The organism is Streptomyces sp. NPDC090025 (genome assembly GCF_044748125.1).
Taxonomy (GTDB): domain Bacteria; phylum Actinomycetota; class Actinomycetes; order Streptomycetales; family Streptomycetaceae; genus Streptomyces.
Window position 1 is genome coordinate 189,812 of sequence record NZ_JBIVFL010000013.1, and the last position, 21,449, is coordinate 211,260.

The 21,449-nt window shown below is 72.5% G+C and carries 20 protein-coding genes and 1 tRNA gene; 10 read left to right on the plus strand and 11 right to left on the minus strand.

Going from position 1 to position 21,449, the window contains the following annotated elements; genetic code table 11:
* Positions 1–22: 22 nt before the first annotated feature.
* The 3 genes from ACIPXM_RS26995 to ACIPXM_RS27005 all read right to left on the minus strand — a co-directional run bounded on the left by ACIPXM_RS26995 (position 23) and on the right by ACIPXM_RS27005 (position 3,061).
* A complete protein-coding gene (locus tag ACIPXM_RS26995) occupies positions 23–1,507 on the minus strand; it encodes a Stp1/IreP family PP2C-type Ser/Thr phosphatase (RefSeq protein WP_401660274.1) in 1,485 nt (494 codons plus the stop codon).
* 113 nt (positions 1,508–1,620) lie between these two features.
* The gene (locus tag ACIPXM_RS27000) at positions 1,621–2,145 is read right to left on the minus strand and encodes an FHA domain-containing protein (RefSeq protein WP_401660277.1); all 525 of its coding nucleotides are present in this window, start codon (positions 2,143–2,145) and stop codon (positions 1,621–1,623) included.
* Between the two features lie 10 nt (positions 2,146–2,155).
* A complete protein-coding gene (locus tag ACIPXM_RS27005) occupies positions 2,156–3,061 on the minus strand; it encodes an FhaA domain-containing protein (RefSeq protein WP_401660280.1) in 906 nt (301 codons plus the stop codon).
* A gap of 677 nt (positions 3,062–3,738) precedes the next feature.
* Between ACIPXM_RS27005 and ACIPXM_RS27010 the strand changes: the two genes are divergently transcribed.
* From ACIPXM_RS27010 to ACIPXM_RS27020, 3 genes are all read left to right on the plus strand, one after another.
* Positions 3,739–3,822 (plus strand) — tRNA-Leu (locus ACIPXM_RS27010).
* A 427-nt stretch (positions 3,823–4,249) separates the two neighbouring features.
* Positions 4,250–6,019 carry a sensor histidine kinase gene (locus tag ACIPXM_RS27015; RefSeq protein WP_401660405.1) on the plus strand — a complete coding sequence of 590 codons (1,770 nt, stop codon included), beginning with the start codon at positions 4,250–4,252 and terminating at the stop codon, positions 6,017–6,019.
* Between the two features lie 109 nt (positions 6,020–6,128).
* The gene (locus ACIPXM_RS27020; RefSeq protein ID WP_401660407.1) at positions 6,129–6,773 is read left to right on the plus strand and encodes a response regulator; all 645 of its coding nucleotides are present in this window, start codon (positions 6,129–6,131) and stop codon (positions 6,771–6,773) included.
* A 74-nt stretch (positions 6,774–6,847) separates the two neighbouring features.
* Here the strand turns inward: ACIPXM_RS27020 and ACIPXM_RS27025 are convergent, their stop codons facing one another.
* Positions 6,848–7,312, minus strand: a complete 465-nt coding sequence (locus ACIPXM_RS27025; protein WP_401660283.1) for a MarR family winged helix-turn-helix transcriptional regulator — start codon at positions 7,310–7,312, stop codon at positions 6,848–6,850.
* Positions 7,313–7,400: 88 nt separating this feature from the next.
* On the opposite strand from ACIPXM_RS27025, the gene ACIPXM_RS27030 reads away from it, so the two are divergent.
* The 4 genes from ACIPXM_RS27030 to ACIPXM_RS27045 all read left to right on the plus strand — a co-directional run bounded on the left by ACIPXM_RS27030 (position 7,401) and on the right by ACIPXM_RS27045 (position 11,696).
* Positions 7,401–8,519, plus strand: a complete 1,119-nt coding sequence (locus ACIPXM_RS27030) for a hypothetical protein (RefSeq protein WP_401660286.1) — start codon at positions 7,401–7,403, stop codon at positions 8,517–8,519.
* 145 nt (positions 8,520–8,664) lie between these two features.
* Entirely contained in the window at positions 8,665–10,209 is a 1,545-nt protein-coding gene (locus ACIPXM_RS27035; RefSeq protein WP_401660289.1) for a DUF2252 domain-containing protein, read from the plus strand.
* 227 nt (positions 10,210–10,436) lie between these two features.
* A complete protein-coding gene (locus ACIPXM_RS27040; RefSeq protein WP_401660291.1) occupies positions 10,437–11,258 on the plus strand; it encodes a hypothetical protein in 822 nt (273 codons plus the stop codon).
* Positions 11,259–11,351: 93 nt separating this feature from the next.
* On the plus strand, positions 11,352–11,696 hold the full coding sequence (locus tag ACIPXM_RS27045; RefSeq protein WP_401660293.1) for a rhodanese-like domain-containing protein: 345 nt from the start codon (positions 11,352–11,354) through the stop codon (positions 11,694–11,696).
* 34 nt (positions 11,697–11,730) lie between these two features.
* On the opposite strand, the gene ACIPXM_RS27050 is transcribed toward ACIPXM_RS27045, so the two are convergent.
* The 6 genes from ACIPXM_RS27050 to paaA all read right to left on the minus strand — a co-directional run bounded on the left by ACIPXM_RS27050 (position 11,731) and on the right by paaA (position 16,638).
* A complete protein-coding gene (locus ACIPXM_RS27050; protein ID WP_401660296.1) occupies positions 11,731–12,864 on the minus strand; it encodes an acyl-CoA dehydrogenase family protein in 1,134 nt (377 codons plus the stop codon).
* Between the two features lie 114 nt (positions 12,865–12,978).
* A complete protein-coding gene (locus tag ACIPXM_RS27055) occupies positions 12,979–14,067 on the minus strand; it encodes a 2Fe-2S iron-sulfur cluster-binding protein (RefSeq protein WP_401660299.1) in 1,089 nt (362 codons plus the stop codon).
* Positions 14,068–14,571, minus strand: a complete 504-nt coding sequence (paaD, locus tag ACIPXM_RS27060) for a 1,2-phenylacetyl-CoA epoxidase subunit PaaD (protein ID WP_401660302.1) — start codon at positions 14,569–14,571, stop codon at positions 14,068–14,070.
* On the minus strand, positions 14,565–15,269 hold the full coding sequence (paaC, locus tag ACIPXM_RS27065; RefSeq protein WP_401660410.1) for a 1,2-phenylacetyl-CoA epoxidase subunit PaaC: 705 nt from the start codon (positions 15,267–15,269) through the stop codon (positions 14,565–14,567). Before paaC ends, paaD begins: the two co-directional genes overlap by 7 nt.
* Before the next feature lie 65 nt (positions 15,270–15,334).
* A complete protein-coding gene (paaB, locus tag ACIPXM_RS27070; RefSeq protein WP_401660305.1) occupies positions 15,335–15,622 on the minus strand; it encodes a 1,2-phenylacetyl-CoA epoxidase subunit PaaB in 288 nt (95 codons plus the stop codon).
* Positions 15,619–16,638, minus strand: coding sequence for a 1,2-phenylacetyl-CoA epoxidase subunit PaaA (paaA, locus tag ACIPXM_RS27075; protein WP_401660308.1), 1,020 nt, complete (start codon positions 16,636–16,638; stop codon positions 15,619–15,621). Before paaA ends, paaB begins: the two co-directional genes overlap by 4 nt.
* Before the next feature lie 60 nt (positions 16,639–16,698).
* On the opposite strand from paaA, the gene ACIPXM_RS27080 reads away from it, so the two are divergent.
* From ACIPXM_RS27080 to ACIPXM_RS27090, 3 genes are read left to right on the plus strand one after another with little or no spacing between them, the layout of a single operon-like run.
* Positions 16,699–17,547: a DUF5819 family protein gene (locus tag ACIPXM_RS27080; protein ID WP_401660311.1), complete on the plus strand. Its 849-nt coding sequence runs from the start codon at positions 16,699–16,701 to the stop codon at positions 17,545–17,547.
* Positions 17,544–18,914 carry an HTTM domain-containing protein gene (locus tag ACIPXM_RS27085; RefSeq protein ID WP_401660314.1) on the plus strand — a complete coding sequence of 457 codons (1,371 nt, stop codon included), beginning with the start codon at positions 17,544–17,546 and terminating at the stop codon, positions 18,912–18,914. Before ACIPXM_RS27080 ends, ACIPXM_RS27085 begins: the two co-directional genes overlap by 4 nt.
* Complete coding sequence (locus tag ACIPXM_RS27090) at positions 18,911–19,609, plus strand: TrmH family RNA methyltransferase (protein ID WP_401660317.1); 699 nt, start codon at positions 18,911–18,913, stop codon at positions 19,607–19,609. The genes ACIPXM_RS27085 and ACIPXM_RS27090 overlap by 4 nt, the downstream gene beginning before the upstream one ends.
* Before the next feature lie 48 nt (positions 19,610–19,657).
* Here ACIPXM_RS27090 and paaN read toward each other — a convergent pair whose 3' ends face one another.
* A complete protein-coding gene (gene paaN / locus ACIPXM_RS27095; RefSeq protein ID WP_401660320.1) occupies positions 19,658–21,355 on the minus strand; it encodes a phenylacetic acid degradation protein PaaN in 1,698 nt (565 codons plus the stop codon).
* Between the last annotated feature and the right edge of the window lie 94 nt (positions 21,356–21,449).

Here is a 21,449-nt window from a genome sequence, read left to right on the forward strand (position 1 = left end):
GAAAGGCCCCCTACGGGTCTGCTTACTGCTTGCCGCAGTTCGAGGCCAGCTTCTGCTCCTCCGCGGACAGCGTGGGTCCGGGCGACGGCGTGGCTGTACCGGGCTTGGGCTTCGGGGACGCGGCGCCCTCGGTGGGCGGCGGAGTGCTCGCCTTGTCGGCGGCCGCGGCGGCGGCCTTCTGCCGCTCCTCGGTCTTCCTGCACGCCGACACCTGCAACGCGAGCTCGTCGAGCTTCGTCTGGGCCTTGGCGAGGCTGCCGCCCGTGATCGTGTCCTCGACCTGCTTGCGCTGGTACGCGGGCAGGTACTTGAGTTCGATCTCGGGATGGTCCTTCTCGACCTCCGACAGCTTCACCCAGGCCAGGTCCTGGCTGATGCCCCGGTACAGCGCCACGTGCTCGTCCTTGGCGCCCACGTAGTACTGCGTCTGCGTCCAGCGGTAGCCGCCGTACAGACCGCCGCCGACCACGGCGAGCGCCAGGACCAGGAAGAACGAGCGCTTCAGCCAACGGCGGCCGGAACGCGGCTTCACGAAGTCGTCGTCCGTGTACGCGTCGAACGAGCCGTGCGGCGGCATCCCGCCGTAACCGTGCCCGTCGCCGCTGCCGGGCGGGCCGAACCCGCCCGACGGCTGCTGCTGGTGGGGCGCCGGACGGCCGAGACCGGAGGCACGGCCGGCGGGCGTGTGCATGGCACCGCCGTCGTGCGGCTGCACCTGGTTCTCGGCGACCGCGCCCACGATGACCGGGGTGTCGCTGAGATGACCGGCGAGGGTGTCACCGCCGTCGACGTCCAGGACGTCCGCGATGATCACCGTGATGTTGTCGGGGCCGCCGCCGCGCAGCGCGAGCTGGATCAGCTCCTGCACGGTCTCCTGCGGGCCCTGGTAGCTGGCCAGGGTCTCCTCGAGGGTCTGGTGCGACACCACGCCCGACAGGCCGTCGGAACACACCAGATACCGGTCGCCGGCCCGCACCTCGCGGATCGACAGGTCCGGCTCGACGTGGTCGCCGCTGCCCAGCGCCCGCATCAGCAGCGAACGCTGCGGATGGGTGGTCGCCTCCTCCTCGGTGATCCGGCCCTCGTCGACGAGCCGCTGCACCCAGGTGTGGTCCTGGGTGATCTGCGACAGCACCCCGTCGCGCAGCAGGTACGCGCGGGAGTCGCCGACGTGCACGAGACCGAGCCGCTGGCCCGTCCACAGCAGGGCGGTGAGCGTGGTGCCCATGCCCTCCAGCTGCGGGTCCTCCTCGACCATCAGCCGGAGCTGGTCGTTGGCGCGCTGCACCGCGGTGCCCAGCGAGGTGAGGATGTCGGAACTGGGCACGTCGTCGTCGAGGGTGACCAGCGTCGAGATCACCTCGGACGAGGCGACCTCACCGGCGGCCTGACCGCCCATGCCGTCGGCGATCGCGAGCAGCCGCGGACCGGCGTAGCCGGAGTCCTCGTTGCCCTCGCGGATCATGCCCTTGTGCGAGCCCGCGGCGAACCGCAGCGACAGACTCATGCCCACCTGCCCTGTCGGCGCCGCCTCGGGGTGCCGTCGGTCTCGAGCCACACTGCCCACCCTCCGGTCGGGAGCCCGTGCTCGCTCCGCTCGCGCTCATTCATGGTGTAGCACTACTTCCGAAGCTCGATGACGGTCTTGCCGATGCGGATCGGCGCGCCCAGCGGGATCGGCGTCGCGGTGGTGAGACGCGTCCGGTCGAGATAGGTGCCGTTGGTGGAGCCCAGGTCCTCGACGATCCACTGGCCGTCGCGGTCCGGATAGATCCGGGCGTGGCGGCTGGACGCGTAGTCGTCGTCCAGGACGATCGTCGAGTCGTGCGCCCGGCCCAGCGTGACGGTCTGCCCCTGAAGGGCGACCGTCGTGCCGGTGAGGGTGCCCTCGGACACGACCAGCTTGGTCGGGGCGCCGCGGCGCTGGCGGCCCGCGGGCGCGGGCTGCTGCCCGCCGCGCTGCTGCGGCGGGGCGGCCTGCCGCCCGCCGCTCGCCTGCGGACGCGCCTCCTGGCGGCGTGAACCGCGCTGGGTGACCCGCGTGCCGAACAGGTCACTACGGATGACCTGGACGGCCACGATGACGAACAGCCACAGAACGGCCAGGAAACCCAACCGCATGACCGTCAGGGTCAGCTCTGACATTGCCCCCGCTTCACCCTTCGGCTTGCCGGTAAACGATGGTGGTGCTGCCCACGACGATCCGCGAGCCGTCGCGGAGCGTAGCGCGGGTGGTGTGCTGCCCGTCCACCACGATGCCGTTGGTGGACCCGAGATCCGCGACCGTCGAGGGCGTTCCGACTCGGATCTCGCAGTGCCGGCGGGAGACGCCGGGATCGTCGATCCGCACGTCCGCGTCGGTGGAGCGGCCGAGAACGAGGGTGGGGCGGGAAATCTGGTGCCGGGTGCCGTTGATCTCGATCCAACGGCGCGGCTGGCCGCCCGGACCGGCCGTGGCCGAAGGGCCGCCGGGGCGGGCCGGGGCGGCGGTGGGACGGTGTCCCGGCGCGGGCGGGGCGCCCGGCGGCGGGGACGGAGGCATCGGGGGAGCACCGGCCGGCGGGTAGCCGTAGCCACCGCCGCGGGCCTGCTGCTGACCCTGGCCCTGGCTCTGGCCGGCGGGGCCGCCGGGACCACCCTGCGGGTAGCCCCCGGGACCGGCCGCGGGCGGCTGCGGCTGTGACGTACTCGACGCGAGCGTGCGGCTGCGCACCCGGTACAGACCGGTGTCGAGGTCCTCGGCCTTCTCCAGGTGGACCTTGATCGGCCCCATGAAGGTGTACCGCTGCTGCTTGGCGTAGTCCCGGACCAGGCCCGCGAGCTCGTCGCCGAGCTGGCCCGAGTAGGGGCTGAGGCGCTCGTAGTCGGGCGCGCTGAGCTCCACGATGAAGTCGTTGGGGACGACCGTCCGCTCGCGGTTCCAGATCGTCGCGTTGTTGTCGCACTCGCGCTGGAGCGCGCCGGCGATCTCGACGGGCTGGACCTCGGACTTGAAGACCTTGGCGAAGGTGCCGTTGACCAGACCTTCGAGCCGCTGCTCGAACCGCTTCATGACTCCCATGGGGCACCTCCTCCGTCGTTGTCGCCCTCGTACTGCTTACTGATCGTATCCACGCGTCGGGAAATCGGCTGGTTCCCCTTCTCTGCCCTGTGGACGAGTGTCACCTCTCACAGACCCTTCCGCGGACCTTCCCCCTGGGATCGTAGAGGCGGCCTGTGGACAGTGTCCCGCACCGGGGAGCGGAGCCGCAGTGGCCTATCCGACACGGGCCGCCCGCGGACCGCGCGGCGAGACCCGGGCGGGGCGGTGGTGGGGCGGTGGCGGGGCGGCCCGGCGGCGGCCACGAGCCGGAGCCGGGCGCGCGGGCGTCCCCGGCCGGCGGCCGTGCTGCCGTCCGTGCTGTCGTCCTCGCTCCCGTCCTCGCTCCCGTCCTCGCTGTCGTCCGAACTGCCGTCGTCGCCGCCGTCGTCGCAGCTGTCGTCGCGGTCCTCGCCATCGTCCGTGCGGTCATTCGCCACGCTTCACTTCCGCTTCCTTCCCCGCCCGTAGCGCCGTAGCGCCGTAGCGCCGCTTCGTGCTCCGTCCCTCCCCTCCCTTCTGTCCCTTCGGACGCCCCGCCACCCCTCCTTCCCCCGGGGCGGCAGAACGGATGTGAATCCGGGGCCTGCGACGTGCTAATCTTCAGATGTCGCCGGGCAAACAAACCGAAAGGTGAGGGAGCCGGGAGACCACCCAATGCGCGGGTGGCGGAATAGGCAGACGCGCTGGATTCAGGTTCCAGTGCCCGAAAGGGCGTGGGGGTTCAACTCCCCCCTCGCGCACAGCTCGGGAAACCGAGAGACGGTCGGCATCGTGATCACGATGCCGACCGTCTTGTTTTTGTCTCCTGATGTGTGTTGATGCGGTTGATGGGGCGTGTGAGGTAGCCCACGTCGGATTCTTCGTCCGCCGACGCGTGCGACGTTCGTCGGTCGGGGGCGCGACGAAAGAGGACGGCGGGCGGAGGGCCTGGGCACCTATCGTGCGAGCGTGGAAGCTCCTTCGAAGACCCGGGCCCCCGGGACCGCCGAGACGACCGGAACCGTCGGGACCGCCCGGACGGCGGGGGCGGGCCCGGCCGTGCGGACGGCTGTCCGGTCCGCCGTGCGCACCGCGGCGGCCTGGCCGGGCGCCGGGTGGCGCCGGTTCGCCGAGCCGGGGCTGTGGTCGCCGCGGCGGACGGCGGGCGAGGTGGTGCTCGCCGCGCTGATGGCGATGCTCGCCGCCGGGTCCGAGGACGTGCTGGGCGGGCGCGGCTGGCAACTCGCCGGGGTGGCCGCCGTGTCGGCCGTGCTCAGCCTGCTGCGGCGCGCCCTGCCCGCGACGGTGCTGGTCACCACCGCGGCGCTCGCCCCGTTCCTGTCCGGCATCGGCCCGCTGCTGATCCTGCTCGGCTGGTCCGCCGGGCGGTACATCTCGGGCGTCGGCCGGGCGCTGACCGCGTTCACCGCGTCGTACGTGCTGTACATCGCGGGCACGCTGATCGGGACCTGGGACCAGCACCGGGCGCTGACCCTCGCCTTCATATCGACGCTGTACTTCCTGGGGACGACGCTCGCGCCCGGCCTCGCGCACCGTTACTGGACCCAGCGCCGCACCCTCCTGCACGCCCTGCAGGAGCGCAATGTGCAGCTGCTGCGGGAGCGGGCGATGCTCGTGGGGCAGGCCAGGATGCGGGAGCGGCAGCGGATCGCCCAGGACATGCACGACAGCCTGGGCCATCAGCTGGCGCTGATCTCGGTGCACACCGGGGCGCTGGAGGTCGATCCGAACCTGACGGAGCGGCAGCGGGAGGTCGTGGCCGTGCTGCGCGGGGCCTCCATGGACGCCATGCGCGAGCTGCGGGAGGTCGTGGGCATCCTGCGGGACGGCGTGGAGGCCCCGGACGGCGGCCCGGGCACCGGTCCCGGCGGTGCGGTCGCGCCGCCGGGCGACGAGACGGGGCGGGCGGCGCGGGGGACCGCCGGCATCGAGGGCCTCGTCGCCGCGGCGCGGGCCGCCGGGACGGCGATCGGGCTGAGCCGGCGCGGGGAGACGCGGGCACTGGCGCCGGCCGTCGACCATGCCGCGTACCGGATCGTGCAGGAGGGCCTGACCAACGCCTACAAGCACGCGCCGGGTGCCACCATCAACGTCGAAGTGCGTTACGAGCCGGACGCGTTCGTCGTCGAGGTCGTCAACGAGGAGGCGGTGAAGGTCCCTTCGGGCGTCGTCAGCGGCGGCCAGGGGCTGACCGGGCTGCACGAGCGGGCCCGCCTGGTCGGCGGCATCGTCCACGCCGGACCGGCGGACGGCGGCGGCTTCCGGGTCGCCGGGGTGCTGCCGTACGGGGCGGTGGAGGCGGTCCCGTACGTGGACCCGTACGCGGATCCCTTCGCCGATCCGCACAGCGCGGCCCACCCCGCCCCGGGCACCGCCCCCCACCCTGGTCCGGTGCCCGGCGCGCAGGCCAACCCGTACGCCGCACCTTTCGTCGATGTGCCCGACGACTTCCGGCAGCAGTCGAAGAACCCCTTCCGCCGCCACCGTGGTCAGGTCGCAGCCGGACCGGCCGGCTGGACGGTGGCCGAACGGGAGCTGGCGATGGCGATGAAGGCGGGCAGGGGCGGCAGCACGGGTGGCGGGATAGCGATCGGCTGCGGGATCGCGGTCGCCGCCCTGGTGCTGCTGGTCGTCGCGGGGGGCTTCGGGGTCTGGTTCCTGATGGGCTCGGTGTCCGACGGGATGATCAATCCGTCGCAGTACGACGGGGTGAAGGTCGGCGACAGTGAGAAGGAGGTGCGCGACCGTCTTCCTTCGGGTGACACCATCGCCACCACCGGTCTGCACGGCAAGGGCCCCAAGGAGCCCGCGGGTTCGAGCTGTCTGGTCCTGATGAGCTCGGAGGTCAGCGAGGACATCGACAAGGAGCCGGTGTACCGGTTCTGCTTCAAGGACGGCAAGCTGATCGAGAAGAAGTCGTACGAGGTCGTGCGCTAGCGGCCGGGGTGCGCGGTGTCCGTTGGGGAAGTGGCGGTTGGCTGTGGGTGGGGCAGGGACGGCAGGAGCGGCCGCTGGGGCCGGTGCCGCGGCGGGGGCGGGGCGGCGGATCAGGGTCGTCATCGCCGACGACGAACCGCTGATCAGGGCGGGGATCAGAATGATCCTCACCTCGGACGCGGAGATCGAGGTCGTCGCCGAGGCGACGAACGGCCGCGAGGCCGTCGACCTGGCCCGGGCGCACGCGGCGGACGTCGTGCTCCTCGACATCCAGATGCCGGTGCTCGACGGGCTGTCGGCGCTGCCGGAGCTGCGCCGTGCGGTGCCGTCGACCCGGGTGATCGTCCTGACGACGTTCGGCGAGCGGGAGAACGTGCTGCGGGCCCTGGAGCACGGCGGCGCGGGTTTCCTGCTGAAGGACACCGCCCCGGCCGAGCTGATCCGCGCGGTGCGGGCCGCCGCGGCGGGTGACGCCTATCTGTCGCCCGCGGCCACCCGGCATGTCGTCGAGCGTCTCGCCTCGGGCCGCGAGGCGGCCCGGGCGGAGGAGGCGCGGTCCCGGCTGACCGCGCTGAGCCAGCGGGAGCGCGAGGTGCTCGCGCTGCTCGGCGAGGGCCTGTCCAACGCCGACGCCGGGCGGCGGCTCCATATGAGCGAGGCCACGGTGAAGACCTATGTGAGCCGGATCCTGGCCAAACTGGGCTGCGAGAACCGGGTCCAGGCGGCCCTGCTCGCCCGCGACGCGGGCCTGTAGCGGCGCCCCGGCCCGGGGGCGCCGGGCCGGGACCGGCAGCTCCGGGTGTCGTCCGGGAGTGAGGCGTCCGGGATTCAGGCGTCGGAGAGCCCGGTGCCGGGCAGTCCGGCGTCGCCCGCCGCGTTGTAGCGCAGCAAATAACCCGCGAAGGCCGACAGGTCCTCGGCGGACCAGTCCTTGAGCCGCTCCTCGTACGCGGCGAGCCTGCTCGCCTGCGTCGAGGAGAGCAGCCGGGTCCCGGCCTCTGAGGGGTGCAGCACCTGCACCCGGTGGTCGTCCGGGTCGGGCCGCCGCTCGATCAGGCCCATCTTCTCCAGGGCCGCGACCTGACGGCTGACCGTCGACTTGTCCAGCAGATAGTGCGCCGCGAGGTCGGTCGCCCGGCAGCCGTGCTGGTCGTCGATGTGCGCGAGGAGCGTGTACGAGACCAGCGGCAGCTCCGGATGGAGCCGCGCCGCCGCCGCCCGCGCCCGACGGGCGAATGCCGTCAGCTCCCGCTGGATGGTGTCGAGGGACGTCTCCCGCGCGCCGTCGTCCATGGTGCGTCCCCTGCTGTCGTGGGCCCCTCGGATTGGACCCTCTTTCCAGTTGTATAGTACAACGGTTAGGTAGTTGTAAAAGCCAACCATGAAAGTGTGGAGGTTCGCGGTGACCGCAGGACACACCACCCAGGGAGCGCTGCGCCACGTCCTCGGCCACCTCCTCACCCCCCTGCTGATGTGCGTCGGAATGGGCCTCGCCTACCTCGGCGCCTTCCACGCCCCCGAACCCCACGACCTGCGCGTCGACATCGTCGGCTCGGGCCCCCAGGCCCAGGTCCTCGCCCAGACCCTCCAGGACAAGGGCGCCGGAGCACTCGCCGTCCACACCGTCCCCGACCGCGACACCGCCACCGCCGCCCTGCGCGACCGGTCCAGTTTCGGCGCCTACCTCCCCGGCGGCCCCGGCCACACCCCCGAACTCCTCGTCGCCTCCGCCACCTCCGACACCAGCGCCATGGCCGTCGAGAAGGTCTTCACCCAGGCCGCCGCCACCCACGGCCAACCCCTCAAGGTCACCGACGTCGCCCCGCTCGCCGCCGGCGACCCCACCGGACAGGGCGTCTTCTTCCTGCTCGTCGCCCTCAGCATCGGCTCCTACGCCTCCGTCGCCGTCATCGGCGGCGCCGGAGCCGTCCTCCCGATGCGGATCCGCGCCCTGCTCGCCGCGGGCATGTCCCTCGTCGTCAGCCTCGTCGGCGCCGCCTTCGCCGGACCCCTCTTCCACCTCGTCGACCACGGCCTCGGCGGCCTCTGGGCCCTGTCCTGGCTCTACAGCGCGGGCATCCTGCTGATCGGCGTCGGCCTCCACACGTACCTCAAGCGCTGGACCACCCTCGGCGTCATGGTGCTGTTCGTGATGCTGAACTTCACCAGCTCCGGCGGCATCTACCGGCCCGAACTCCAGCCCGGCTTCTTCGGTGCCCTGCACAGCTTCTGGAACGGCGCCGGATTCGTCGAAGGCGTCCGCGGCCACGTCTACCTCGACGGCCACGACCTCGGCCGGAACCTCCTCGTCCTCACTCTCTGGCTGCTCGCCGGCCTCGCCCTCACCCTCGCCGCCGGCCGCACCGAGGCCCGCCGCCTCCACCAGGCCGCCCCGGCCCGGCCGACGGAGCAGGAACCGAAGCGGGAATCGGAGCAGGAATCGAAGCAGGAATCGAAGCAGGAAACAGAGGAGGAAATGGAGGAAGCCGTCGGCGTCTGACCTGCTGTTTCCTGCCGGTACCGAGTTATCCACAGGGCGTTGTCCACAGGGGAGGACGGCGTGGGGCACGCGGCGGTACCGTCGTCCCAGTCGACAGAGTTGATGTTGGCGAGGAACCAGCGGAACGAACAGCGGGGGGCGTCCGATGGACGAGACCAGGACAGCGACACCGGACGTACCGGACCAGCGGACCGACACCGGCCCGGCCACACACCACCGGACCGACACCGTCATCGACACCGTCGTCGACGGTGCCGATGCGACCGTCCCCACGGCCGTCCCCGGACCGCCCCGCCTGCCCCACGTCCCCGGCTTCGCCCGCCGCTCCGCCCACGGCACCCCCACCGCCGCCAAACAGCGCGGCCGCGACCTCCGCGACCACCTCCCCCGCACCGCGCACGCCACCCTCACCCCAGCACCGGACCGGCCCGACGCCGTCCGCGCGGTCGAGGAGTCCAACCGGGGACGCGTCCCCGAACTGACCCCGATCCGGGTCGGCCGGATGGCGGCGAGCCCCTTCACCTTCCTGCGCGGCGCCGCCGGACTCATGGCCCACGACCTCGCGGGCTCCCCCGTCACCGGCATCGCCGCCCAGATCTGCGGCGACGCCCACGCCGCCAACTTCGGCCTGTACGGCGACGCCAGAGGCCGCCTCGTCATCGACCTCAACGACTTCGACGAAACCGTCGTCGGCCCCTGGGAATGGGACCTCAAACGCCTCGCCACCTCCCTCGTCCTCGCCGGACGAGAAGCCGGAGCCGACGAGGACACCTGCCGAGCCGCCGCCTTCGACACCGTCGGCGCCTACCGGCGCACCATGCGCCTCCTCGCCCGGCTCCCCGCCCTCGACGCCTGGAACGCCATAGCCGACGAGGAACTCGTCTCCCACACCGACGCCCGCGACCTCATAGGCACCCTCGAACGCGTCTCCGCCAAGGCCCGCAACAACACCAGCGCCCGCTTCGCCGCCCGCTCCACCGAGAGCGTGCCCGAAACGGAAGGCGGCGGCCGACGCTTCGTCGACGCCCCACCCGTGCTGCGCCGCGTCGGAGACACCGAGGCCGCCGCCGTCACCGCCGCCCTCGGCCCCTACCTGGCCACCGTCTCCGAGGACCGGCTGCCGCTGCTCGCCCGCTACGCCGTGCACGACGTGGCCTTCCGCGTCGTCGGCACCGGCAGCGTCGGCACCCGCTCCTATGTGGTGCTGCTGCTCGACCACCGGGGCGAGCCCCTGGTCCTCCAGGTCAAGGAGGCCCGCCCCTCGGCCCTGCTGCCCTACCTGCCCGGCGTCGGCATCACCGTGCCCGACACCGGACACGAAGGACGCCGCGTGGTCCTCGGACAGAAGCGGATGCAAGTCGTCAGCGACATCCTGCTCGGCTGGACCACCGTCGACGGGCGCCCCTTCCAGGTGCGCCAGTTCCGCAACCGCAAGGGCAGCGTCGACCCGGCCGCGCTCACCGCCGACCAGTTCGACGACTACGGCCGCATGACCGGCGCCCTGCTGGCCCGCGCCCACGCCCACAGCGCGGACCCGCGCCTGATCGCCGGCTACTGCGGCAAGAACGAAGAACTCGACGAGGCCATGGCGTCCTTCGCCGTGACCTACGCCGACCGCACGACCGCGGACCACGCCGACCTGCTCACGGCCATCCGCGGCGGCCGGATAGCGGCCGAGACCGGAGTCTGACGCGGGGCGGCCGACCGGCCGCCCGGGCGGCGGACGGGCCACCGGGCCAGGTCCTCGGGGCACCACGCCCGAGGGCCGGTCCGGACCGGCCATGAGCGTCACCACGGGGGCGGGGGAGCAAGGGGGGAGGGGAGGAGGGGGTGGGGGGGAGGGAGGGGGAGCCCCCCACCCATCGAAGTGGGACCGTAGGCTGGGTGGGACGAGCCGGAACGAGGACGTGGACGGGCGTGGACGGCGTGGACGGGAACGTGGGCCAGGGCGTGAGTGGCGGGTCCGACGAGCGGCCCGAGGCGCGGCTGGATCAGGCGGTGCGGGTCGCCGAGCAGGCGTTGATCGAGTTCGAGATCGCCGTCGAGACCTTCCGGGTCGAGGTGGAGAACTTCTCGCGGCTCCACCACCAGAAGCTCGGCCCGATGTACGCGCGGCTCGACGAGCTCGACGCGCAGATCGCGGAGGCGCGGGCGGCGCGGACCGGGGATCCGGAGGATGTGCGGCGGGCACAGGAGGCGCGTGCCGCGGTCATGCCGATGCCCGGGGTGGACGAGCTGTTCCACGAGTGGGTCGACTCCGACGGGCTGTCCGCGGAGGCGGCGGCGATGCTGACGGACCGGCCGGTGCAGCCGCCGAAGCGGGTGCGGCCGTCGGACGAGGTGCGCAAGCTGTACCGGGACCTGGCCCGGCAGGCGCACCCCGACCTGGCCCGCGACGACGCCGAGCGGGCGCGCCGCGAGGAGTTCATCACGCGGGTGAACGCGGCCTACGCGCGCGGTGACGAGGCGCTGCTGCGGGAGCTGTCGGCGGAGTGGGCGGCGGGTCCGGTGCAGGAGCAGCGGCTGACTCCGAGCGAGGAGCTGTACGCGCGGCTCGAGTGGCTGGCGCAGCGCAAGGAGATGCTGTCGCTGGTGGCGCGGGATCTGGAGGAGAGCGCGATCGGCGCGATGCTGCGGATGGCGCCGGATGATCCGGACCGGCTTCTTGAGGAGATCGCCGAGCAGTTGCTGGCGCAGGTCGCGGAGCGGGAGGCGGCGCTCGCGGCGCTCGTGGGCTGAGCGGTTCGCGGCGGGGCCTGTGCAGTAGGTTCGTCGGACGAGGCGTGCCGGAGGTCCGGTGCGTGCGATGGAGTCAGAGAGAAGGCCAGGGTCATGAATTTCGCCTCGCTGCCGTCGGTGGACGCGGCTTCCGTGCCGGCTGATGCCCTGGTGCTCGACGTCCGTGAGGCGGACGAGTGGGCGGCCGGACATGTCGAGGGTGCGCTGCATGTGCCGATGAGCGACTTCGTGGCGCGTTTCGGTGAGGTGACCGAGGCGGTGGCGGACGGGCGTCGGGCGTTTGTGATGTGCCGGGTGGGTGGCCGTTCGGCGCAGGTCACGCAGTATCTGGTGCAGCAGGGGCTGGACGCGGTGAACGTGGACGGCGGGATGCTGGCGTGGGACGGCGCGGGGCGTCCGTTGGTGACGGACGACGGAAGCCCCGCGTTCGTTCTCTAGCCACTGGGCGCCTGGGGCCCCGGGCGCTCGCCGGTCAGGTGAGGGAGTGGGTGGCGAGCAGGTCGCCGAGGGTTTCCTCGTGCTGGGCGGCGGGGCCGAGGGCGAGTTCGAGGTGTTTGGCCCAGGCGTGGTAGCGGTGGAGCGGGTAGTCGGTGTCGGCGCCGAAGCCGCCGTGGAGGTGCTGGGCGGTCTGGACGACGCGGCGGACGCCTTCGGCGGCCCAGATCTTGGCGATGGCGATGTCTCCGGCGGCGGGCAGGGGGCCGCCGGCGTCGGTGGTGATGCGCCAGGCGGCCTGCCAGAGGGTGACTTCCATGGCCCGTAGGTCGATGTAGCGGTCGGCGGCCTGGACGGCGACCGCTTGGAAGGTGGCCACGGGGTGGCCGAACTGTTCGCGCTTGCCGGTGTATTCGCTGGTCATGGTGAGGACCTGTTCGCCGAGGCCGAGGGCGAGGGCGCAGGTTCCGGTGGCGAGCAGCTGGTGGAGGGTTTCCCAGGCGCCTTCGGTGTCGATGACGTCGGCGGGGTCGAGGCGGACGTCGTCGAGGTGGAGTTCGGCGAGGTGTTCGCCGTGGGTGCCGTACTGGTCGTGGAGGGTGAGTCCGGGCTGCTCGCGGGGCAGCAGGGCGAGGACGGTGTGTCCTTCGGGGGTGTGGGCGGGCACGGCGATGTGGTCGGCGTGCCGGGCCCAGGGGACGGCGCTGGTGTGGCCGTCGAGGATCCACCTGTTCTCGTCGCGTCGGGCGGTGACGGCGAGCGGGGCCGGGTCGTGGCCGGTGCGGCCGTGGGCGGCGGCGGTGAGGACGAGTTCGCCGCGGGCGACGCGGGGGAGCAGCGCGGTGCTGGTCTCGGCGGGTGCGTGGCGTTGCAGGGTGAGGGCGACGGCGCTGGTTTCGAGCAGGGGGACGCGGGCGAGGACGCGGGCGGATTCGCGCAGGACGAGGCAGAGCGCGATGGGGTCGAGTCCGGCGCCGCCGTGGGCGGGGTCGAGGACGAGGCCGAGGAGGTCGGTGTCGGCGAGCCGGGCCCACAGGGGGCGGTCGTAGTCGTCGGCGACGGCGCCCAGGGTGAGGGCGGGGCTGGGCACGGCGTCGGGGGTGACGTCGGCGAAGACGGCTTTGGCGGTTTCGAGGGCCGCTTGCTGTTCTTCGGTGAAGGTGAAGTCCACGGTCGTGTCCCTTCCGGCGTTGCCCGCGCTGGGATCTGACGTTTCGTCAAGACGGGCGCAAAGATAGAACAGGTTCTACCGGAAGGGAATGGGCGGGCGTACGGCGGTGCCGGGTCAGCGGTCGAAGTCGAGCTCGACCTCCGGGGTGGCCGGGTGGGACTGGCAGGCGAGGACGTACCCGGCGTCGGTCTCCTCGGGCTCCAGGGCGAAGTTGCGGTCCATCCGGACCTCGCCGGAGACGAGGAACGCGCGGCAGGTGCCGCACACTCCGCCCTTGCACGCGTACGGGGCGTCCGCCCGGGCGCGCAGCACGGTCTCCAGCAGCGTCTCGCCGCGCTGGACGGGCCAGTTGCCGGAGCGTCCGTGCAGGGTGGCGGTGAGCGTGGCGTGGGCGGGGGTGTCCGCGGCGGCGGCCGGGGCGGGTGCGGAGCCGTCGTCGACGTGGAAGATCTCCTGGTGGATCCGGCCGCGGGGCACGTCGAGGGCGCGCAGGGCGGCTTCGGCGTTCTGCACCAGGCCGAGTGGGCCGCACAGGAACCAGCCGTCGATCGCGCCGACCGGGAGGAGTGCGGGCAGCAGGCCGGTGAGCCGGTCCTGGTCGAGGCGTCCGGAGGGGAGGCCCGCCTGTTGTTCCTCCCGCGACAGCACGGTGACCAGCTGGAAGCGGTCGGGGTAGCGGTCCTTGAGGTCGGCGACCTCGTCGAGGAACATCGTGGAGGCTTCGGTGCGGTCGCTGCGGACCAGGCAGAACCGGGCCTGGGGTTCGCGGGCGAGCAGGGTGGCGGCGATGGACAGCACCGGGGTGATGCCGCTGCCGCCGACGACGGCCGCGAACTGTCCCGGGCGCGGGTCGAGGACGAAGCGCCCCATGGGGGGCATGACGTCGACGGTGTCGCCGACCGCGAGTTCCTTGAGGGCGTACGTGGAGAACTCGCCGCCGTCGACGAGCCGGATGCCGACCCGCAGCACCGGGGTCCGCCCTTCGGGGGCGGCCGGGGCGCAGATCGAGTAGGTGCGGCGGATCTCCTCGCCGTCCGGGCCGGTGCGGCGCAGCGTGAGGTGCTGGCCGGGGGTGTGGCGGTAGGCGGTGTGGAGGTCGGCGGGGACCGCGAAGGTGACGGCCACGGAGTCGTCGGTGAGCCGCTCGACCTCGCTCACGCGGAGCGGGTGGAAGCCGGCCCGTTCGGCGGCGGAGGACGGCATCTACAACTCCTTGAAGTGGTCGAACGGTTCGCGGCAGGCGGTGCAGCGGCGCAGCGCCTTGCAGGCGGTGGAGGAGAAGCGGCTGAGGAGTTCGGTGTCGGTGGAGCCGCAGTGCGGGCAGCGGATCGCCAGGGTGAGCGGTACGGGTCCGCCGGCCGGGCCGGTGGGGCGGGGCGGGGCGATGCCGAACTCGGCGAGTTTGCGGCGTCCTTCGTCGGTGATGTCGTCGGTCGACCAGGCGGGGCTGAGGACGGTGACGACGGAGACGTCGGGCACGCCGTGGGCGTGGAGGGCGTCCTCGATGTCGGCGGACATGGCCTCGACGGCGGGGCAGCCGGTGTAGGTGGGGGTGAGGGAGACCTCGACGCGGCCGGGTCCGTGGACGTGGACGCCGCGGAGCACGCCGAGTTCGGCGAGGGTGAGGACGGGCAGCTCGGGGTCGGGGACGGCGCCCGCGATCCGGGCCAGCTCCGCCTCCAGGGGGGTGGCTGCGGTGGTCACCATGTCGCCCCCGGGTGGCTGCGGTGCAGGTGCTGCATCTCGGCGAGCATCCGGCCGAAGGATTCGGTGTGCAGGCCCTGGCGTCCGGCACCCGCGCGCCAGGCGCCGGTGCGCGGGCCGGTGGGGACGGTGAGGCAGGCCCGGCCGAGGACGGCGGTCACCGAGTCGAGCCAGGTGCGCTCCATGGCCTCGGTGTCGAGGGCGAGTCCGTCGAGCGGCTGGAACAGTTCGCCGGTGTAGCGCCACAGGGTGTCGCAGGCGTGCTGCATCCGGCGGTGGCTCTCGTCGGTGCCGTCGCCGAGGCGCAGGGTCCACTGCTCGGCGTGGTCCTGGTGGTAGGCGACTTCCTTGACGGCCTTGGCGGCGAGTCCGGCGAGCGGGCTGTCGCCGGTGGCCAGCTGCCCGTACAGCAGGCGCTGGTAGGTGGCGAAGTAGAGCTGGCGGGCGATGGTGTGGGCGAAGTCGCCGTTGGGCTGCTCGACGAGCTGGCAGTTGCGGAAGGCCCGCTCCTCGCGGAGGTAGGCGAGTTCGTCCTCGTCGCCGACGAGGGAGAGCAGGATCCGGGCCTGGCCGAGGAGGTCGAGCGCGATGTTGGCGAGGGCGACCTCTTCTTCGAGGACGGGGGCGCCGCCCGCCCATTCGCCGAGGCGCTGGGCGAGGACGAGGGCGTCGTCGCCGAGGGCGAGGGCGGCCGCTGCCACCTCGTCGGTGAGAGGGCCCGTGGGGGCGCCCGCCGGGCTGCCGGTCGGGGTGGTGCCGAGGGTGCTCACAGGTGCTTCACCCCGTCCGGGATCTCGTAGAAGGTGGGGTGCCGGTAGGGCTTGTCCGCGGCGGGCTCGAAGAACGGGTCCTTCTCGTCGGGCGAGGACGCGGTGATCGCGGCCGACGGCACCACCCAGAGCGACACGCCTTCCATCCGGCGGGTGTAGAGGTCCCGGGCGTTGCGCAGGGCCATCTCGGCGTCCGGCGCGTGCAGGCTGCCGGCGTGGGTGTGGGACAGTCCGCGGCGCGAGCGCACGAACACCTCCCACAGCGGCCATCCGTCGGTGGTCATGCGCCTGCCTCCCCGTTCGTGTGCGATGCGGCCGGGCCCGTGGGGGCCGGGCGGTGGTGCTTGGCGGCGTGGGCCGCGGCGGCGTCCCGGACCCAGGCGCCGTCCTCGTGGGCCTGGCGGCGCTTGGTGATCCGCTCCTCGTTGCACGGGCCGTTGCCCTTGAGGACGTCCCAGAACTCGGCCCAGTCGATGGCGCCGAAGTCGTGGTGCCCGCGCTCTTCGTTCCACTTCAGGTCGGGGTCGGGGAGGGTCAGGCCGAGGCTCTCGGCCTGCGGGGCGGCGATGTCGACGAACCGCTGGCGCAGCTCGTCGTTGGAGTGCCGCTTGATCTTCCAGGCCATCGCCTGGGCGGAGTGCACCGACTCGTCGTCCGGCGGGCCGAACATCATCAGCGACGGCCACCACCAGCGGTCGACGGCGTCCTGGGCCATGGCGTGCTGGGCCTCGGTGCCGCGGGAGAGCGCGAGCAGTGCCTCGTACCCCTGGCGCTGGTGGAAGGACTCCTCCTTGCAGACGCGGACCATCGCGCGGGCGTAGGGGCCGTAGGAGCAGCGGCAGAGCGGGACCTGGTTGGTGATCGCGGCGCCGTCCACGAGCCAGCCGATGGCGCCGACGTCGGCCCAGGTCAGGGTGGGGTAGTTGAAGATCGACGAGTACTTCTGGCGGCCGGAGTGGAGCTTGTCGAGGAGCTCGTCGCGGCTGGTGCCGAGGGTTTCGGCCGCGCTGTACAGATAGAGGCCGTGGCCCGCCTCGTCCTGCACCTTGGCCATCAGGATCGCCTTGCGGCGCAGGGACGGCGCCCGGGTGATCCAGTTGGCCTCGGGCTGCATGCCGATGATCTCGGAGTGGGCGTGCTGGGCGATCTGGCGGACCAGACCCGCCCGGTAGGCGTCGGGCATCCAGTCGCGGGGCTCGATCCGCTCGTCGGCCGCCACGGCGGCGTCGAACACCGCTTCGAGTGCGGCCTGGGTCGCCGCCTCGTCCGTCGCTGCCGCCTCTGCCGTACCTGTGGTCATCAGGCCCCCTACCGACCGATCGTTCGGTTGAATGACTTCAATGGTCGTGCGGTGGCCCGTATGGTGTCAACCCTGTGGATAACTGCTGAGGCCGAGCGGGAGCGGGGCGCGATGGACTCGAACGTCGACGGGGGCGTGGTCGCACCCGGTCCGGAGGCTTCGCCCGAACGGGTGACCGAGGTGCCGCAGGGCCCCGGACCCGCGGCGCGGGAGCCCGGCGGCACGGCCGGGATCGCGGGGCTCTCGATGCCGTACCAGGTGGCCGCGGCCGTCGCGCTCGCCCTCGTCGGCGTCTTCGCCTGCGTCCACCTCGTGATGGTGTTCCTGCACGTCGCGCCGTCGAACACGCTGACCAAGCAGCACGGCGCCGCCGTCGACGACTGGGTCTACCCCGAGTTCGAGCAGAACTGGAAGCTGTTCGCGCCCAACCCGCTCCAGCAGAACATCGCCGTCCAGGCGCGCGCCGAGGTCTCCCGTACCGACGGCACCCGGTCCACCACCGACTGGATCGACCTCTCGGCCGAGGACGCCGCCGCCATCCGCGGCAACCCGCTGCCCAGCCACACCGACCAGAACGAGCTGCGCCGGGCCTGGGACTTCTATCTGAACACCCACACCGACGACCACCGGCCCAACGGGCTGCGCGGGCAGCTCTCGGAGCAGTACATGCGCAGGATCGTGCTGCTGCGGCTCGACCGGCACCCGCTCGGCGGCACGGTCCAGAAGATCCAGCTGCGGTCCTCCACCACCGCCGTCGAGGCGCCCCCGTGGAGCACCGAGAAGACCGACACCCGGCCCGCCTACCGCGAGTACCCGTGGTGGCGCGTCACCGACCCCGACCGGCCCGGCGGCAAGGCCAGGGCCGCTGCCCCGAACGTCCCGACCGCCCGGACGGAGCAGGCCCGATGAACGACTCCCCCGCCTCCCCCGAGCAGGCCGCCGAGCCCCAGCAGGCGCCCGAGAACCAGCAGCCCCAGCAGTCCCAGCCGCCGCTCCAGACACCCGCGCCCGCCGACCGTGACTCCGCCGACCGTGGCTCCACCGACCGCGTCCCCTTCGACCGGAAGCTCGCCGCCGCCGTCCAGAAGGTCACCGCGCAGGCCCTCGGCCCGTACCAGACGGCGGTCGTCCGGATCGGCTTCTCCGCCACCTGGCTGCTGTTCCTGCTGCGCGAGTGGCCCCACCGGCGCGAGCTGTACGGCCCCGACGGCCCCTGGTCCTGGGAGATGGGGCGGCAGCTGATCGGCGACAACCGCTCCTTCAGCGTGCTGATGTGGTCCGACGGGACGCTGTGGTTCGAGATCGTCTACGCGCTCGCCGTGCTCTCCGCCGTCCTGATGCTGCTCGGCTGGCACACCCGGGCCGTCTCCGTGGTCTTCATGGCCGGGGTGCTGTCGCTGCAGAACCGGTCCATCTTCATGGGCGACGGCGGCGACAACGTCGTCCACCTGATGGCGATGTACCTGGTCCTCACCCGCTGCGCCCAGGTCTGGTCGCTCGACGCCCGCCGCGCCGCCCGCGGCCGGGACGGCGGTATCGCCGGGCCGCTGCTCTGGACGGTCCTCGGCGGTCTGCTCCTGGCCACCACCTGGTTCTCCGACGTCACCGGCGAATGGTGGCTGGTGGTGCTCCTGTGGGCGCTGTGGCTGGGGCAGGGGCTGTGGTGGCTGGTGTGCCGCTACGCGCCGGACGAGCCGCGCACCCTGCTCGACGTCGTCGCCAACCTCGTCCACAACGCCACCCTCGTGGTGATCATGGTCGAGGTGTGCCTGATCTACGCGACCGCCGGCTGGTACAAGGTCCAGGGCTCGCGCTGGCAGGACGGCACCGCGCTCTACTTCCCGCTCAAGCTGGACTACTTCTCCCCCTGGCCCGCTCTGTCCGACCTGCTCGGATCGAGCGCCCTGATGGTGCTGCTGCTCACCTACGGCACCGTGATCGTCCAGGTGGCGTTCCCGTTCACGCTGTTCAACCGGCGGGTCAAGAACGTGCTCCTGGTGGCGATGATGCTCGAGCACGCGGGCATCGCCGTCCTGCTCGGACTGCCGTTCTTCTCGCTGGCGATGATCGCCGCCGACGCCGTCTTCCTGCCCACCGCGTTCCTGGTGTGGCTGGGCGCCCGGGCCGTACGCGGCCGGGACCGGCTGCTCGGGCGCGCGAAGGGCGCCGACGGGGACGCGAACGGGGCCGGGGACGGAGCCGGGGGCGAGGACCGGGTGCCGGAGCAGCAGAGCCGTTCGAACGACGAGGCGGGCCCCCGTACCCTCGTCGGGTGAGCACCGCCGAAGAACAGCCCGCGCCCGCTCCGGACCTCGGGTCCGGCCAGGACACGGAACCGGTCCAGTACGACGAGGGGTACGGCCCCGAGATCGGCGTCGGGCCGCATCCGCGGCCGTGGCCGAGCGGTCCGCGGTACGACCCCGAGCTGCTCGCCGGGGGCGACCGGCGCAATGTCGTCGACCGCTACCGCTACTGGACGCGTGAGGCGATCGTCGAGGATCTGGACACCCGGCGGCACGACTTCCATGTGGCGGTCGAGAACTGGGGCCACGACTTCAACATCGGTTCGGTGGTGCGGACGGCCAACGCCTTCCTGGCGAAGGAGATCCACATCGTCGGGCGGCGGCGCTGGAACCGGCGCGGGGCCATGGTCACCGACCGCTACCAGCATGTCCGGCACCACCCGGACACCGAGTCGCTGACCGCGTGGGCGGCGGCCGAGGACCTGCCGATCATCGGCATCGACAACCTGCCGGGCGCGGTGCCGCTGGAGCGGACCGTGCTGCCGCGCCGCTGTGTGCTGCTGTTCGGGCAGGAGGGCCCGGGCCTCACCGAGGAGGCCCGCGCCCACGCGGCGATGGTGTGCTCCATCGCCCAGTTCGGCTCGACCCGGTCGATCAACGCGGGCGCCGCGGCGGCCGTCGCGATGCACGCGTGGGTGCAGCGCTACGCGGAGATCGACGAAGGCTGACCCGCCGGGTGGGCACGCGCTCCCTCGGGCGCGCGTGCCCACGGCGGATCATGCCTGGCGGCGGACCTCCACCACCCGGAAGCGGTTGGAGACGAAGGCGCCGTCGCACAGCGCCGCGTTCGCCGCCGGGTTGCCGCCGGAGCCGTGGAAGTCGGAGAACGCGGCCGTCTGGTTCACATAGACGCCGCTCGTCAGGTTCAGCGACAGCTGCGCCGACTCCTCCAGACAGACCTCCTCCACGGCCCGCTCGGTCTCCGCCGAGGTCGTGTACGCGCCGACCGTCATGGCGCCCTTCTCCCGCACCGTGCGGCGCAGCAGCTCCAGGGCGTCGGCGGTCGAGTCGACCGAGACGGCGAAGGACACCGGGCCGAAGCACTCCGAGAAGTACGCCGCCTCCGCGTCCGGCTTGGAGCCGTCCAGCTTGACGATCACCGGGGTGCGCACCACGGCGTCCGGGAACTCCGGGTTCGCCACGGCGCGGGAGGCGAGGGCGACCTCGCCGAGGCCCGCCGCGGCTTCGAGCCGTGCCTTCACGTCCGGGTTGACCAGGGCGCCGAGCAGCGCGTTCGCCCGGGCGTCGTCGCCGAGCAGGCCGCCGATCGAGGCCGCCAGGTCGGCGACCACCTCGTCGTACGTCTTGGGGCCCTGGTCGGTGGTGATGCCATCGCGGGGGATCAGCAGGTTCTGCGGGGTGGTGCACATCTGGCCGCTGTAGAGGGAGAGCGAGAAGGCCAGGTTGGAGAGCATCCCCTTGTAGTCGTCGGTGGAGTCGACGACGACGGTGTTGACCCCGGCCTTCTCCGTGTAGACCTGCGCCTGGCGGGCGTTGGTCTCCAGCCAGTCGCCGAAGGCGGTCGAGCCGGTGTAGTCGATGATCCGGATCTCGGGGCGGACGGCCAGGGTCTTGGCGCTGCCCTCGCCGGGGCGGTCGGCGGTGAGGGCGACCAGGTTGGGGTCGAAGCCGGACTCGGCGAGGACCTCGCGGGCGATCCGGACGGTCAGGGCCAGCGGCAGCACCGCGCGCGGGTGCGGCTTGACCAGGACCGGGTTGCCGGTGGCGAGGGAGGCGAACAGGCCCGGGTAGCCGTTCCAGGTGGGGAAGGTGTTGCAGCCGATGACCAGGGCGATGCCGCGGCCGACCGGGGTGAACTCCTTGGCGAGCTCCAGCGGGTCGCGCTTGCCCTGCGGCTTGGACCAGGCGGCGCGGCCGGCGGGGGTACGGGTCTGCTCCTCGTACGCGTAGGCCACGGCTTCGAGGCCGCGGTCCTGGGCGTGCGGGCCGCCGGCCTGGAACGCCATCATGAACGCCTGGCCGCTGGTGTGCATGACGGCGTGGGCGAACTCGTGGGTGCGGGCGGAGATCCGGGCGAGGATCTCCAGGCAGACCAGGGCGCGGGTCTCGGGACCCGCGGCGCGCCAGTCGGCCATGCCCGCGCGCATCGCGGGGAGCAGGACGTCGATGTCGGCGTGCGGGTAGCTGATGCCGAGGTCGGGGCCGTACGGCGAGGTCTCGCCCGGGGCCCAGTCGTCGGTGCCGGGCTGGTCGAGCTCGAAGCGTCCGCCGAGCAGCTCCTGGTAGGCGGCGAGGCCCGCGGCGGCGTCCAGCGAGCCGTTCTCCCCGTACGCCTTGGGGTGCTCCGGATAGGGGGACCAGTAGGCGCGGGTGCGGATGGTGGTGAGGGCCTGGTCGAGCGTGGACCGGTGCTTCTCGGCCAGACGGTCGGTGGTCAGCTGAGCGGTGGCCATGGAATGGACCAACTCCTCGTCGAGCTGGGCAGGAAGACGCGTACGGAGTTAGAGTAACCGAACGATCGGTCGGGACAAGGGGGTCCGACGATCC

Excerpts from the sequence above, each read along its gene's own strand:
- ACIPXM_RS27015 (WP_401660405.1), top strand. The coding sequence starts at position 4,250 with ATGGCGATGCTCGCCGCCGGGTCCGAGGACGTGCTGGGCGGGCGCGGC.
- ACIPXM_RS27035 (WP_401660289.1), top strand. The coding sequence starts at position 8,665 with ATGGACGAGACCAGGACAGCGACACCGGACGTACCGGACCAGCGGACC.
- ACIPXM_RS27030 (WP_401660286.1), top strand. The coding sequence starts at position 7,401 with ATGAAAGTGTGGAGGTTCGCGGTGACCGCAGGACACACCACCCAGGGA.
- ACIPXM_RS26995 (WP_401660274.1), bottom strand. The coding sequence starts at position 1,507 with ATGAGTCTGTCGCTGCGGTTCGCCGCGGGCTCGCACAAGGGCATGATC.
- paaB (WP_401660305.1), bottom strand. The coding sequence starts at position 15,622 with ATGACCACCGACGGATGGCCGCTGTGGGAGGTGTTCGTGCGCTCGCGC.
- ACIPXM_RS27025 (WP_401660283.1), bottom strand. The coding sequence starts at position 7,312 with ATGGACGACGGCGCGCGGGAGACGTCCCTCGACACCATCCAGCGGGAG.
- ACIPXM_RS27080 (WP_401660311.1), top strand. The coding sequence starts at position 16,699 with ATGGTGTCAACCCTGTGGATAACTGCTGAGGCCGAGCGGGAGCGGGGC.
- ACIPXM_RS27055 (WP_401660299.1), bottom strand. The coding sequence starts at position 14,067 with ATGCCGTCCTCCGCCGCCGAACGGGCCGGCTTCCACCCGCTCCGCGTG.
- ACIPXM_RS27000 (WP_401660277.1), bottom strand. The coding sequence starts at position 2,145 with ATGTCAGAGCTGACCCTGACGGTCATGCGGTTGGGTTTCCTGGCCGTT.
- paaA (WP_401660308.1), bottom strand. The coding sequence starts at position 16,638 with ATGACCACAGGTACGGCAGAGGCGGCAGCGACGGACGAGGCGGCGACC.
- paaN (WP_401660320.1), bottom strand. The coding sequence starts at position 21,355 with ATGGCCACCGCTCAGCTGACCACCGACCGTCTGGCCGAGAAGCACCGG.
- paaD (WP_401660302.1), bottom strand. The coding sequence starts at position 14,571 with ATGGTGACCACCGCAGCCACCCCCCTGGAGGCGGAGCTGGCCCGGATC.
- ACIPXM_RS27005 (WP_401660280.1), bottom strand. The coding sequence starts at position 3,061 with ATGGGAGTCATGAAGCGGTTCGAGCAGCGGCTCGAAGGTCTGGTCAAC.
- ACIPXM_RS27085 (WP_401660314.1), top strand. The coding sequence starts at position 17,544 with ATGAACGACTCCCCCGCCTCCCCCGAGCAGGCCGCCGAGCCCCAGCAG.
- ACIPXM_RS27045 (WP_401660293.1), top strand. The coding sequence starts at position 11,352 with ATGAATTTCGCCTCGCTGCCGTCGGTGGACGCGGCTTCCGTGCCGGCT.